The sequence below is a fragment of the Luteibacter sp. HA06 genome (assembly GCF_054061215.1).
On the sequence record NZ_JBSSDZ010000001.1, the window covers coordinates 909834 to 922895 of the forward strand.

12 protein-coding genes are annotated in these 13062 nt (G+C 66.9%); 10 read left to right on the plus strand and 2 right to left on the minus strand.

Going from position 1 to position 13062, the window contains the following annotated elements:
- Positions 1-7 precede the first annotated feature (7 nt).
- The 6 genes from ACVWWJ_RS03990 to ACVWWJ_RS04015 are packed head-to-tail and all read left to right on the plus strand — an operon-like array spanning position 8 to position 6564.
- A complete protein-coding gene (locus tag ACVWWJ_RS03990) occupies positions 8-838 on the plus strand; it encodes a class I SAM-dependent methyltransferase (protein ID WP_456966851.1) in 831 nt (276 codons plus the stop codon).
- 4 nt (positions 839-842) lie between these two features.
- Positions 843-2075 (plus strand): amidohydrolase family protein, encoded by a 1233-nt coding sequence (locus tag ACVWWJ_RS03995; protein WP_456966852.1) that lies wholly within the window; start codon positions 843-845, stop codon positions 2073-2075.
- Entirely contained in the window at positions 2072-2773 is a 702-nt protein-coding gene (locus ACVWWJ_RS04000; RefSeq protein ID WP_456969655.1) for a class I SAM-dependent methyltransferase, read from the plus strand. The genes ACVWWJ_RS03995 and ACVWWJ_RS04000 overlap by 4 nt, the downstream gene beginning before the upstream one ends.
- Positions 2770-4314, plus strand: coding sequence for a B12-binding domain-containing radical SAM protein (locus ACVWWJ_RS04005; protein ID WP_159890758.1), 1545 nt, complete (start codon positions 2770-2772; stop codon positions 4312-4314). Before ACVWWJ_RS04000 ends, ACVWWJ_RS04005 begins: the two co-directional genes overlap by 4 nt.
- Before the next feature lie 13 nt (positions 4315-4327).
- A complete protein-coding gene (locus tag ACVWWJ_RS04010) occupies positions 4328-5452 on the plus strand; it encodes a glycosyltransferase family 4 protein (protein WP_456966853.1) in 1125 nt (374 codons plus the stop codon).
- Positions 5449-6564, plus strand: coding sequence for a glycosyltransferase family 4 protein (locus ACVWWJ_RS04015; RefSeq protein ID WP_456966854.1), 1116 nt, complete (start codon positions 5449-5451; stop codon positions 6562-6564). Before ACVWWJ_RS04010 ends, ACVWWJ_RS04015 begins: the two co-directional genes overlap by 4 nt.
- Here ACVWWJ_RS04015 and ACVWWJ_RS04020 read toward each other — a convergent pair.
- Positions 6561-7784 (minus strand): nucleotidyltransferase family protein, encoded by a 1224-nt coding sequence (locus tag ACVWWJ_RS04020; RefSeq protein ID WP_456966855.1) that lies wholly within the window; start codon positions 7782-7784, stop codon positions 6561-6563. The genes ACVWWJ_RS04015 and ACVWWJ_RS04020 overlap by 4 nt on opposite strands.
- Positions 7785-7792: 8 nt before the next feature.
- Positions 7793-9283 (minus strand): B12-binding domain-containing radical SAM protein, encoded by a 1491-nt coding sequence (locus ACVWWJ_RS04025; protein WP_456966856.1) that lies wholly within the window; start codon positions 9281-9283, stop codon positions 7793-7795.
- Positions 9284-9407: 124 nt separating this feature from the next.
- On the opposite strand from ACVWWJ_RS04025, the gene ACVWWJ_RS04030 reads away from it, so the two are divergent.
- The 4 genes from ACVWWJ_RS04030 to ACVWWJ_RS04045 are packed head-to-tail and all read left to right on the plus strand — an operon-like array spanning position 9408 to position 13055.
- The gene (locus tag ACVWWJ_RS04030) at positions 9408-10451 is read left to right on the plus strand and encodes a serine kinase (RefSeq protein WP_456966857.1); all 1044 of its coding nucleotides are present in this window, start codon (positions 9408-9410) and stop codon (positions 10449-10451) included.
- Positions 10448-12136 (plus strand): ATP-binding cassette domain-containing protein, encoded by a 1689-nt coding sequence (locus tag ACVWWJ_RS04035; RefSeq protein WP_456966858.1) that lies wholly within the window; start codon positions 10448-10450, stop codon positions 12134-12136. The genes ACVWWJ_RS04030 and ACVWWJ_RS04035 overlap by 4 nt, the downstream gene beginning before the upstream one ends.
- A 29-nt stretch (positions 12137-12165) precedes the next feature.
- A complete protein-coding gene (locus tag ACVWWJ_RS04040) occupies positions 12166-12366 on the plus strand; it encodes a hypothetical protein (protein WP_456966859.1) in 201 nt (66 codons plus the stop codon).
- A gap of 44 nt (positions 12367-12410) precedes the next feature.
- Positions 12411-13055, plus strand: coding sequence for a carboxypeptidase regulatory-like domain-containing protein (locus ACVWWJ_RS04045; protein WP_159890743.1), 645 nt, complete (start codon positions 12411-12413; stop codon positions 13053-13055).
- Positions 13056-13062: the final 7 nt, after the last annotated feature.

The following is a 13062-nucleotide window of genomic DNA, read 5'->3' on the forward strand; positions in this document are numbered from 1 at the left end:
GAATGATATGAGTGCACAAACGACGCCCGAACCGATCGACGACGCGCGTCTTCTCGACACGCAGCGGGCCTTCGACAGCGTCGCCGCCGACTACGACGGCCCGCGCGGGAACAATGCGCTCATCCAGCGCATGCGCCAGACCCTCTGGGACACGGTGACCGGCGAACTGGGCCAGGGCTCGCGGCTGCTCGACATCGGCTGTGGCACCGGTATCGATGCGGCCGAGTTCGCGAAGCGCGGTTATCAGGTAACCGCGACCGACTGGTCTCCTTCGATGGTTGCGCGCACGCTTGCCCGGGCCGACGAGCCGTCAGTCGGAGGACGTCTTCGCGCCAGGCACCTGGGTGTGCAGGAACTCGGCCGCCTCGATGGCAGCTTCGACGGCATCTATTCCAATTTCGGACCACTCAACTGCGCGCCCGACCTGAAGGACGTCGCCGACCAGTGCGCGCGTCTCCTGCGGCCTGGTGGCGTGATGGTCTTTTCGGTGATGGGTCGCATCTGCCCCTGGGAAGCCGCGCACTACGCACTGCGTGGCCGTTTCCGCCGCGCGGCCGTCCGCGCGGCGCGCGGCGCGACGGCCGTCGGCATGAACCACCACACCATCTGGACGAAGTACTACCTGCCGCGTGAGTTCTACCGGCCCTTCGCCGAACAGTTCCGGCTTGCCAGCTATAGCGCCCTGAGCCTGTTCATGCCTCCGCCGTACATGGTCGAGCGCTATGAGCGCCATCCGGCATGGTACGAACGCCTGGGGCGGATCGACGATCGCTTCGGCAAGTTGCCGCTGCTGCGTGACATGGGCGATCACTTCCTGATCGTGATGCACCGGCGCTGACGCCATGACCGGGCGATCGACCGTGACGGACTCGGTGCTCGAAGGCGGGCTGACCATGCTGCCGGGCGGGGTGTCGCGCGGGCCGCTACATCTTCGGGGCGGACAGGTCGCCGCTTCGTCCGCGAGTACGGCCTATCGTGTCGATCTGGGCGGGCACCGCATTTTCCCCGGTCTGATCAACGGGCACGAACACCTTCAGGTCAACGCCGTACCCGCGTTGCGCGAAGGTGCTCCATTCCCGAACAGTTACGCGTGGATCGCCGCCTTCCAGCGTCACTTCGAAGACGCCGATGTGATCGCAGCGCTGCGTGTGCCCAAGGCCGTGCGCCTGTACCACGGCGCGTTGAAGAACCTCCTGTCGGGAGTGACCTGCGTCGTCCACCACGACCCTTGGCACCCCGTACTCGATGCGGACGACTTCCCCGTGTCCCTGCTTCGCGACCATGGCTGGAGCTACGCGCTGGATGGCCCGGACTTCGGTCCACCGGTGCGTGAAAGCTATCTGGCCACCCCGGCGGATCGGCCGTGGATGATCCACCTGGCCGAAGGCACGGACGCCGTGGCTGCCGCCGAGTTGAGAAAACTGGATGCTCTGGGTTGCCTGGGCGGCAACACGGTCGTGATCCACGGCGTCGGCCTCGATGCCGCCGACACGGAGCGCGTCATCGCACGCGGCGCGGCCGTCGTCTGGTGTCCCGGAAGCAACCGCGCCCTGCTCGGACGCACCCTCGATCCGCGTCGGCTACAGGCGGCGGGACGCCTCGCGCTGGGCAGCGATTCACGGCTGAGTGGTCGTCGCGACCTGCTTGATGAGCTCAGCGACGTTGCTGAGCGCGCGGAACTTTCGAGCACGGCGCTGCTTGACCTGGTCACCACCGACGCGTCGCGCATCTTCCGGCTCGGGCTGCGCGGCGGTCTCACTGCCGGTGCGCCCGCGGACCTGGTCATCGTGCGCGACCGCGACGGTCTGGCCGCGGACAGCCTGATCGGGCTTGCGCGTAGCGACCTCCGCGCCGTGGTCCGTGACGGCATGCCCCGCGTCGCCGACCCGGACTTCGCGGACTGGTTCGCCGCCGTGGGTGTCGACACCGTTCCCGTCCACCTCGATGGCCGCCCGAAACTGATCGCCCGCTCACTGTTCGACGCCGCCGTGATGGCGCTCGAACCGGGCCTCGAGATATCCCTTCCCAACGATGAACGCGAGGACACCCTCGCCATGGAATCCCTGTGCCAGTGACATCCTCCTTGCCGACGCTGGACCCGCTCGAGGCCTATGCGTTGTGGTCGGCCAGTTATCCGGCGCACGCGCACAACCCGGTCATGATGGCCGAAGAGCGCGCCATGCTTGCGCTGATGCCCGAGGTGCTTCGCGGACGCCATGTGCTCGACGCCGGCTGCGGCAGTGGCCGCTATCTCTTGCATGCCTTGCGCCGCGGTGCATCGCGCGTCACCGGTGTCGACCTTTCCCCGGCCATGCTTGCGCGCGCACGTGAAGCCATCGACGAGCATGGCGGCTCGGCGCAGGCCGACCTCCGTCAGGGCGATCTCGTGGCGATGCCGGTACCGGGATCGATGGCGGACCTCACGGTGTGTGGCCTTACGATCGGACACGTCGAAGCGCTTGCACCCGCGCTAGCGGAATTGCGCCGGGCCACCCGGCCCGGCGGACGCATCCTGTGCAGCGATGTCCACCCCATCGGCCACGCCCTGGGCTGGCAGCGTGACTTCAAGGCCGGTGGGCAACGCTATGCGGTGCGCCATACCCGGCATCTCTATAGCCACTGGCATGCCGCCTGCACGTCCCTCGGTCTGGCGATCGAGCGCGTGGAGGAGCCGATGCTGGCCTCCGCCGATATCCCCGCCGGCGCACATTTCGACCCCATGGCCCTCGAGCTTCCCGTGGCTCTGGTCTTCCAGTTGAGGCGCATCGCGTGAACTCATTCGTTACATCGACGCCGGATGCCGGCCGCTCGCCGCGAACACTGCTGGTCAATCCGACGATCACTTCCCGGTCGAGTGCACGTTTTCCGCTATCGCTCCTGCACCTCGCCGCATCGCTGGACCGGAACGGGCATAGCCAGATCGTCGACGGCAACGTCGACCGCGATCTCGTCGGCGCCACGTTGGCGGCGATCGAGGGTGACCGCTTCGATGCGGTCGGTATCAGCGTGATGGGCGGCCCGCAGATCGCGCCATCCATCGAGGTATCCCGCGTCATTCGCGAGCGCTACCCGCAGCTGCCGATCATCTGGGGTGGCTACTTCCCGACGCTGTACACGGAAACGGCGCTTTCGGCGCCGTATGTCGACTACGCCATTCGCGGGCAGGCGGAAGAAAGCCTGCCGGAACTCGTCGCGGCCCTGGCACGCCCTGGCGAGCCTGCCGTTGCGAACATCGGCAGCCTGTCCTGGATACGCGACGGCGCCATCGTGCATAACCCCGATCGGCGCTTCTCGCTTGCCGACAGCGGCATCGTGCTGCCTTACGACAAACTGGGCGACCCGCGCCGGTATCTTGCGCGTACCTTCCTGGGCGAACGCACGGCGGCGCACCAGGCGGCGATCGGCTGCCGCTTCCGTTGCACGTTCTGTGGCGTGAACGCGATGTTCGGCGGCACGACCGCGCTGCCCACGGCCAAGCGTCTCGAACGCGACCTGAGTTACCTCAAGTACGAACTCGGCGCGGATTCCATCCAGTTCTTCGACCACAACTTCTTCGATCGCGAAGTGGACATGATCCCGCTTCTCGAAGTGATGGCAAAGCTGGAGATGCCGTGGTGGTGCTATGCGCGCTCCGATGCCCTGTTGAATCTTTCGGAAAGCACCTGGGAACTGGTGCGCAAGAGTCGCCTGCGCATGGCTTACGTCGGTGCGGAGTCACCCAGTGGCGCCATGCTCAAGGAGATCCGCAAGGGTACGCGACCCGACCAGACCCTGCAGGTAGCCGAACTGTGCCGCCGTAACGGCGTGATTCCCGAACTCTCGTTCATGGTGGCGCCGCCCCAGAACACCCTGGAGGAAACCGAGCATACGTTCGAGTTCATCCGCGAGCTGAAGCGGATCAATCCGGCGTCGGAGATCATCATCTACATCTACACGCCGCTTCCCGAAAGCAGCAAGCACGTAAAAGACCGCGGCAAACATGCCTCCATGCCGCTGCTCGACCTTCACGGCGAACCGGTGGTGTTCCCGTCCACGCCGGAAGAGTGGATGGAAAAGCGCTGGGTGGATTACGCCTGCCACGCCGATGCGCCCTGGCTGACCGACGAACTGCGCCGGCACATCCAGGACTTCGTTACCGTGCTGCGCTGCCGGTTCCCCACCGTGCAGGACCTGCGCTCGCCGTCCTGGGCCAAGCGGGGGCTCAGTGCGATGGCCTCGTGGCGCTACCAGCGCCGCCAGTATGACCGCCCCTGGGAGCTCAACCTGGCCAACCGCCTCGTGCGTCTGCGCATGCCGCAGGTTTCCGGTCTCTAGGCGAGGTATGCCCGTGCACGTCGCCCAGATCAACTTTCTCCGCGCGCCGGCGGACTGCTCGCCCGATGAGCTGTTCGCACGCTGGCCGTCGCTGGCGGACATTCCGGAAGCCGCCGCGGCGTCGGGAACACGCGTTTCGGTCATCCAGGTGGCGACGCAGCAACGCGTCTTCCGCCGTCATGGCATCGACTATCACTTCGTCGACCTGCGCGGCATGCATTCTCCGGCCGCGCGCGCACGTTTCCTCGCCGATCTCGTCGCCGACTTAGGCAGCCAGGTGGTCCATGTGCACAGTCTCGGCTTTGCAGCCGATGCCTTTGCGGTAGCCCAGCGCCTGCCGCGCGTGCCTATCCTCATCCAGGATCATGCGGACCGGCTACCACGGTGGTGGCGGCGGCCGCGCTGGCGCACGTGGTATGCGGCGGCATCCGGGATCGCCTTTACGTCGCCGGGGCTGGCGGGACCGTTCACGCGCGCGGGACTGTTCGCACAGCGCACGCGGCTGTTCGCCATTCCGGAATCGAGCAGTCGCTTTCATCCGGGCGACAGGATGGCGGCGCGCGCCGAGACCGGCCTGGGCGGTGACCCTTGCGTGCTTTGGGTTGGCCACCTCAGTCGCGGCAAAGACCCCTTGACGGTACTGGACGGCGTGGCACGCGCCGCGCAACGCCTGCCGGGCATACAACTGTACTGCGCCTTCGGCCATGCGCCTCTGCTCGACGAGGTACGCCACAAGATCGACAGCGATCCGCGGCTGCAGGGGCGTGTCCATCTGCTGGGCAACCAGCCGCATGCGCGCATCGAAACATTGATGCGCGCGGCCGATCTCTTCGTCTCGGGCAGTCTTGGCGAGAGTTGCGGCTTCGCGTTGCTCGAAGCCCTGGCATGCGGGGTGACGCCGGTCGTCACGGATATTCCGTCGTTTCGCTCGCTCACCGGCAACGTGGTCGGTGAGCTGTGGCCGTGTGGCGATGCTGCCCGGCTGGCGGAATCCCTGGTGCGTGCCGCAGGGATTCGACCGTCGCGTGCGGATGTACGTGCGTTCTTCGACGCCACGCTTTCCTTCGCAGCGGTGGGCCGGCAGTGGGCCGATGCCTATGCCCGGCTGCTCGCCGATCGACGGGAGGGCCGGTCTTGAAGCTCGCGATCGTGGTGCCGGGCGGCATGGATCGCTCAGGCGAGTACCGGGTGATTCCGGTCTTCCTTGCACTTATCGCGCGACTCGCGCGGCAACACGACGTGCATGTGTTCGTCCTGCACCAGGAGCCCTTGCCAGCGACCTGGCCCCTTTTGGGTGCCACCGTGCACAACATCGGTGACGGTTGGCCACGCCTGCGGGCGATAGCCGCCATTCGCGAGGAACATCGACGCGCGCCCTTCGCTTTGATCCACGCCATCTTTTCCGGATCGTGCAGCCTTATCGCGGTCACGGCGGCGAAGCTGCTGCGCATCGTCAGCCTGGTGCATATCGCCGGCGGTGAACTCGTCGCGCTTCATGGCATCGGCTACGGTGGTCGTCGCCGCTGGAAGGGCAGGTTCCGCGAGGCCGTCACGCTTCGCGCGACCGATGCCGTGACGGCGGCAAGCGCTCCGATCGTCGATGCCCTGGCGGCATTGGGTATTCGCGCGCGACGCATTCCCCTGGGCGTCGATATAACCGCATGGCCGCCGCTTCCTCCACGCCACCGTGGTACGCCTAAAGCCCGCCTGATTCACGTCGCCAGCCTCAACCTTGTGAAAGACCAGAAGACGTTGCTGCGCGCGCTGGCGGCATTGCGCGACGCCGGCGTCGACTTCGGGATGGAGATCGTCGGTGTCGATACGCTGGGAGGAAAGATGGACGCCCTCGTGCACCAGCTGGGACTCGAGGATCACGTGCGATTCCTTGGTTTTCGCACGCAGCGCGAATTGCGCCCGCTGGTGGCGGCGTCCGATCTGTTGGTCATGTCGTCCATGCACGAGGCCGGTCCACTCGTGCTGCTCGAAGCAGCGGTCGCCGGCGTGCCGGCCGTGGGCACGGCCGTGGGTCATATCGCGGAGTGGTCCCCCGCGGCTGCGCTGGCCGTCGACGTGGGTGATTGGGTGGGACTTGCCGCGGCGATCCAGCGCGTCCTGGTCGATGAGGCATTGCGCCACGCCCTGGCCGTGGCCGCGCAACGGCATGCGCTCGCCGAGGACGCCGACTACACGGCGCGAACGTTTGAAGCCTTGTACCGGGAACTGTTGGCGCGTCGCGGCGCCGTCGCCTAGGCGAGCGGTGCCGCGGGTTCGAGAGCGGCACGCACGACGTAAAGCGTGTCCATGCGCGGCACCGGCCGGGTAAGCCAGGTGAGCAGGCGACGACGGTGGCCCTGCGTCACCCAGCTCTGGCCCTGCAGCCATACCTGCGTGCGCACCATGTCCGCGCGTTCCTTGATGCTCTCGGCCGACGGTCGCAGGCGATTGAGCACGCAACGTGCCACCTCGGCCAGGCTGCGCGACCACTCGACGCCGGGCAACGCGTGAAGCCACAGGTCCGAGCAGGAGACATCGGTCAGCGTCCAGCGCCGTGACATGGCACGGAGGACGCGGGGGCACTCACGTTCCAGTCGCGACAACACCATCGGCGGTACCGCGTGCGGGTAGTAACGCGCCACCAGGTGCAGCGGCGGCAACGCCCACCATGCCGAGCCCGGGCGGCCGTCGTCCCATAACGCTTGCCAGTCGCTGGCCAGCATCCGGCTGCCGAGGAGCGAGATATCGTTGAGGTGCATGAGCCGCACGCTGCGTCCGCAGACATTGCCGGCGGCGTGCAGGAGCAGGTGGCTCATCAGCGCGCCCATCGACGGATACGCATTCAGGCCCGGCCGCGGACGACGGGGGTAGATGCGTTCGGTGATATCGACCGTGGAAACCGGAAGTCGCTCCTGGATGCGTGTGTGCAGCTCGATGTTTACCGGCGTATCGCGGTGCTCGCCGAGGCCGGCGAAGTCGCTGCCATCGGCAGGCTTGAACACGCGGTGCTTCCACTGCGCGAACGATTCCACGTAGCCGATTTCCAGGAGGAGGGCGGTGACGGGACCGACGTCCTCGTCACGAACAAGCAGGTCGATATCGGCCATCGGGCGATCGCCCGGCGCGTAGATGCCCAGCGCATGCAGCGCCGATCCCTTGAGCGGAACGATCGCCACGCCGACATCGCGCGCACCCTGGTCGATGCGATCCAGCAGGGCTGCGATGCGCCGATGCCGTTGCTCGACATGTTCGCGCTGCGCGACAAGGAACGATCGCCACGCGGGTTTCTGCCACGTCGACAGACGGCTGAGCAACGGCGACACACCATGCGCCACGGCGACGGCGGAAGCCAGTCGCCATTCCAGATCGGTCCATGCCGGCAGCCGGCTGCCCGGCCGGGCCAGGGCGAGTTCCGCGGCGAGGGCTTCGGTCGTGCGATTCAGGCCGCTGCGTACGAGCTTCAGCGAGGGCATCATGACGGTACCTACAGTAAGGGCAGGGCGATGGTCTGCATCGCCATGAACGGCGAGGGCGTGGGCTGTTCGGTACGATGTTCGGATTCGTTGGCGAAGAGGTGGTTCCAGCGGCTCTCGAGCAAGGCGTGCGCCTCGCTGCGACGTGCGGGCGACAGGGTCTCGCGCGACTGGCGCAGGTTGACCTGCTGGTGCAGCAGGTCGCGCATGCTCCGGTAGAAATCGGAATCGTAGGCACCGCGGAACATCATGGCGAGGTCGTTGCTATCGCGCCAATGGGTCTTCCTGCCGAGCTGTGCTTTCACTTCTTCGTAGAATTTCGTACCCGGCAGTGGATACGACACACTCACGCCGATATCGTCGGGCGCGGCCTCGGCCACGAGGTCACGCGTCGCGAGCAGGTCGGTGAGCTGCTCGCCGAGATAGCCCAGCTGGATGAAGAAGCCCACCCGGACGCCTTGATCGGCGAAGCGGCGGCGTGCCGCGATGAGTTCGGCCACGGTCGTGCCCTTGTTCATGCGGTCGAGCACGCGCTGGCTACCGCTCTCGGCGCCGATCCATGCCTCGGCGCAACCGGCTTCGGCGAGTGCGGCGACCATGCGTTCGCTGGCGAGATCGGCGCGCGTCTGGATGGTGAACGGTACGGAGCCGTCGGTCTCGCGAAGGTGTTCGGCGAACGCGCTCACCCAGCCGACATGGAAGCCGAAGATATCGTCGGCCATCCAGATGTGGTCGGGCCGGAACGTGCGCTTGAGATACGTCATCTCGGCGGCGACTTCCTCGGCACTACGTTGCTTGTAATGATTGCCCCAGATCGGCTTGGCGCACCAGTTGCAACGGAATGGGCAACCGCGGGATGCCGCCATGTTGAGGCTGAAGTAGCCGTGGCGCTCCTGCCAGAGCGAGCGGTAGCGTTCGATGTCGACGAGGTCCCATGCGGGGCGGCCGACGACACGCGGGTCCGGGGGTACGGCACCGAGCCGCACAAGCTGCGTTGCGCCGTCGACGAGGGTCGCGACGCCTGGCAGGCCTGCCGCCCAGCTGGCGATATCGATATCCGGTGTCCGCTCCAGACGTTCGACCAGCGCCGCGAGCGCGGCGATGCCTTCGCCGACGAGAACGGCATCCGCGCCCGCTGCAAGGAATGCCTCGGGCTGGTCCGACGCATCGGAGCCGGCGACGATGACGCGCGCACCATGAGCGCGTGCCTCGGCGATCATCTGGCAGGCCGCATCGCGCATGCGGCTGAGGCACATTTTCGTCAGGTAGTTGAAGTTGTCTTCGTAGATCACCACCAGATCGGGGCTCGCCGCCTGCAAGGCACCGGCGTATTCCTCGACGCCCTCGGCAAGCATGGCATCGAACAAGACCAGGTCATGGCCCATGTCGCGAAGGAGTGCGGCCACCTGGATGGTTGCCAGGGGAGGGTAGGGCTTGCCACGTTCCCATTGCTTCGGGTCGTATCGAAGGAAATAGGAGTGGCCGACCTGGATCTTGAGCATGTCGGGGGACCTCGATCGTCGCGTTGGTCGTGAGTGCCCCGCGGGATCGCCAGGGTTGCCTCGAAATCCGCGCAACCTTTCCGTCAGGGCCACGCACCCACGGGTTCACCAGCCGGGATGCCGCATGGCCCAGATCACACCCCCGGGCATTGGCGACATTGGCGCCGATCCCTTCTTCGAGCGCTCGCCTTATCCCTTCGCCATGGTCAAGACCATTCTCGGTGCACGGTTCCGCTTCGACAGCACCCATGCGGCGCTGCTGGAGCCGGTGGCGGCCGCCTACGGTGGCCTGCCCCACGATGTGCCCGGCGCGCGGCTCCCTGCGTTCCACGTGGAGTTGCGCCTGTCACCGCGAAGGCTTGCGGCCGTGCGGGACGAGCCGCCGCCGGTACTGACTCAATCGGGAGCGGGGCTGCTCTGCGGCATCATGGATTCCTCCAACTACGTGATCATCGACCACGCGCATCAACGGGCGCTCGTGGTGATGTCCGAAGACATGCTCGACCGGCCCTATCACGTGCGCTACGAGCTGATCGAGTTTGCCGTGTTCGTGCTTGCGGCGCGTGGCATGGATCTGTTGCCGCTGCACGGCGCGTGCCTCGGATCCGGCGGCCGCGGCGTACTCCTGCTCGGTGCCAGCGGTGCGGGTAAGTCCACGCTCGCCCTGCACGGGTTGCTCGAGGGGCTGGACTTCGTCGCCGAGGACGCGATCTTCGTGGATCCGCGCAACATGGAGGCGCGGGGCGTCGGCAACTTCCTCCACGTGCGCGAGGATGCGTTGCGGTTCATCGACGAAGGTCCGCTGCGCCAGTGGATCGAGCATTCCCCCACCATCCGCAGGCGCAGTGGCGTCGAGAAGTTCGAGGCGGACCTGCGCCAGGGATACGGTCATGTCGCAACGGCACCGCTGCCGCTGATGGGAGCGGTGTTCGTGTCATCCGAAATGGCCGTCGATGCGAGCGACATGCTCGAGCCCCTCGAACATGACGAGATCGCCGCGCGCCTGCTGGTCGACCAGCCGTATGCGGCCAGTCAGCCCGGTTGGCATCGCTTCGTCCACCAGCTGGCGGAGATGGAGGTCCACGTGCTTCGGCGCGGCCGCCATCCACGTGCCTCGGTGGACGCCCTGCGTCGGTTGCTGGCGTCCGACCACGTCGCGAGCGCATGACGATGAAGGTCGCCGCGTCCGGTGTGGATGTGCACGCCCTGGTACGGTCGCTGTTCGCCAACCTTCCCGTGGCGGACCGGTGGAAGGTCGGCCTGTATGTCATCCTCTCGCTCGGCTCCGCTGTCGCCGGTGCGCTCGCCGCGGTGCTGCTGGTACCGCTCGTGCAGCCGGGTGCCCGGCTGGCGCTCGAAGGCCACTGGTTCCATGCGTCGATGAGCATGGGCTGGTGGACGGCCGCGTTCACGGCGGCGACGCTCGCGTTCACCCTGATGCGCTGGCAGGCGTCGTCGCTCGGCGCCCGTCTTGCCGGGCGCTACGGCACGCGCCTGCGCCGCCAGGTGCATGGTCGCCTGATTGCCGCGGACATCGGGCCGCTCGCCGGCGCCAGGTCGGCGGAGATCGCCAACGTGCTCACCTACAACGTCGAGATCGTCGTGCAGGGCTTCGCCGCCTTGCAGCAATTGCTCGTCGCGGGGATCACCGCGACGGTCAGCCTCTCATTGGCATTCTGGGTATCGCCGCTTCTTTTGCTGGTCGCGCCGCCGCTGGCGATGCTGGCCATGCTCGCCACGCGGTTCTATGGCCGCGAACAGGTCGACGTGGCGCGTCGTTATGTGGCGGACATGACACGCCTGTTCTGGCACAGCGAGGATTTTCCGCGCCGCTTGCGCCACGTGCGCTCGTTCGGTCGCGAGGACACGGAGCGCGGCAGTTACGGTGAGGTCGCCGACGACCTGTCGCGCGGCTACGCGCGCCAGCTGGAGCTGATCGCATCGAGCCGGCTGATGCTCGAGCTACTGGCGGTCTGCGGCATCGCTGTGCTGTTCCTCCTTGCCCAGCGCTGGCACGGCATCGACCAGGGGGCCTTGATTGCGGTGTGCCTGCTTCTCGGGCGCCTCCTGCCCTACCTGGTCTCCACTCGGCAGAGCATCCAGCAGATGCGCTCCGCGGTGCCGGCGTTCGAGCTGTGGCAGCGATACATGCATATGCCGGCGTCGGAGCCCATAGCGACGGCGACGTGCGTGCCGATTCCGGATACGGGGATTCACCTCAGGCGCCTTCATGTCACGCCGCCGGTACCCGGTGTCGGACTCGAGGACCTGCTCATGCGCCCGGGCGAGCTCGTTCTCATCCAGGGCGATTCCGGCGTCGGCAAGAGCAGTCTGGTCGACGTGCTTGCCGGCATGACGCGTCCGGTGGTCTTCGACGCGCGCGTGGACGGCCGCGTGATCGACTACGACACGTATCGCACTTACGTTCGTCATGGTGCGTACGTCAGCCAGAGCGTGCGGCCATGGCAGGCCACGGTCCGCGACTGCCTTCGCTGGGCCGCTCCCACGGCTTCCGACGAACGACTGTGTGAGGCGCTCGGCGATGTTGGCCTGGATAAATCCCTCGATACCGCGCTGCACGACACCTCCAGCCGTCTTTCGGGCGGCGAGTTGCAGCGCCTGTTGCTGGCTCAGGTAATCCTCCATGAACCGGCGGTGGCCGTGCTCGACGAAGCCACCGGCGCACTGGACGCGGCCTCCGAGCTGGCTGTCCTGTCCGCCATGAAGCGGCGCCTTCCGCGAAGCCTGCTGATCGTGGTCTCCCATCGGGAAGGTGTCGCCGTGCTCGCGGACCACTGCATGACGGTGGGCCCCACCTTTCGGTCTATTGTCCCTTCACGCGCGGGGGCCTAACGTCTGCCACGTCAACCGGGGGGAAGGCCATGCGTGCCAGCACGACATCCATCGCGATACTCGCCGGGCTGGTGCTCGCCCTGGCCTGCGGGCGTGCCCAGGGCCCCGGGCAACCCGCGTTCGACACCGTCGCCGCCGCGCATCGCAGCGACTTCTGGAGCACCGATCCCTGTGGACCGCATCGTCCGATGGTCGCCATCTGCCGCATGCTGCGCCCCGTTCGCGGCTGAGCCACCAACTGAGCTAGGCTAGCCGTGGATCACAGGGGAATCCTATGCGCTGCCTGTTCGCCATCGCGACCGTCCTCATCCTGGGTGCCGCGCCGGCCCATGCGGGGCGGGTGATCATCGAGGTCGTGGACACCAGCGGGCACCCCGTGGCGAATGCGGTGGTGAGCCTCGCGCCCATGCCCGGCACCACATCGCGGACCATCGCAGCGGCCACGCGCTATGTGGACCAGAAGGACGAAACCTTCCGTCCCTATGTCACGGCGCTGCATCCCGGCGACAGCGTCATCTTCCGCAACAGCGACACCACGCGACACCACGTCTACTCGTTTTCGGACATGGTGAAGTTCGAGTACATGCTCGGACCCGGTGAAAGTTCGCCCGCGCTGCCGATGACGGGGCCCGGCAACGCCGCGGTCGGCTGCAACATCCACGACCAGATGCTCACCTACCTCTACGTGACGAAGGATCCGGACATGGCGACGACCGACGCGCAGGGCAGGGCAAGCATCGAAGGCGTAAACCCCGGGCAGTACCGGGCGCATGCCTGGCATCCGCAACTGCGTCCCGGGGTGACCCTGCCGATCCAGGGCGTCACCGTGGGCGAATCGGCAGCCGCAACGGTTCGTTTCAACCTCGCCCTGCTGCCCGATCCCCGCGGCGCGATGGATCGCGAACACCTGGGCTACTGAGCGGAGC

What these genes read in the sequence shown, in the direction of transcription:
- ACVWWJ_RS04020 (WP_456966855.1), bottom strand. Translation starts at nt 7,784, where the DNA reads ATGATGCCCTCGCTGAAGCTCGTACGCAGCGGCCTGAATCGCACGACC.
- ACVWWJ_RS04035 (WP_456966858.1), top strand. Translation starts at nt 10,448, where the DNA reads ATGACGATGAAGGTCGCCGCGTCCGGTGTGGATGTGCACGCCCTGGTA.
- ACVWWJ_RS03990 (WP_456966851.1), top strand. Translation starts at nt 8, where the DNA reads ATGAGTGCACAAACGACGCCCGAACCGATCGACGACGCGCGTCTTCTC.
- ACVWWJ_RS04045 (WP_159890743.1), top strand. Translation starts at nt 12,411, where the DNA reads ATGCGCTGCCTGTTCGCCATCGCGACCGTCCTCATCCTGGGTGCCGCG.
- ACVWWJ_RS04030 (WP_456966857.1), top strand. Translation starts at nt 9,408, where the DNA reads ATGGCCCAGATCACACCCCCGGGCATTGGCGACATTGGCGCCGATCCC.
- ACVWWJ_RS03995 (WP_456966852.1), top strand. Translation starts at nt 843, where the DNA reads ATGACCGGGCGATCGACCGTGACGGACTCGGTGCTCGAAGGCGGGCTG.
- ACVWWJ_RS04025 (WP_456966856.1), bottom strand. Translation starts at nt 9,283, where the DNA reads ATGCTCAAGATCCAGGTCGGCCACTCCTATTTCCTTCGATACGACCCG.
- ACVWWJ_RS04040 (WP_456966859.1), top strand. Translation starts at nt 12,166, where the DNA reads ATGCGTGCCAGCACGACATCCATCGCGATACTCGCCGGGCTGGTGCTC.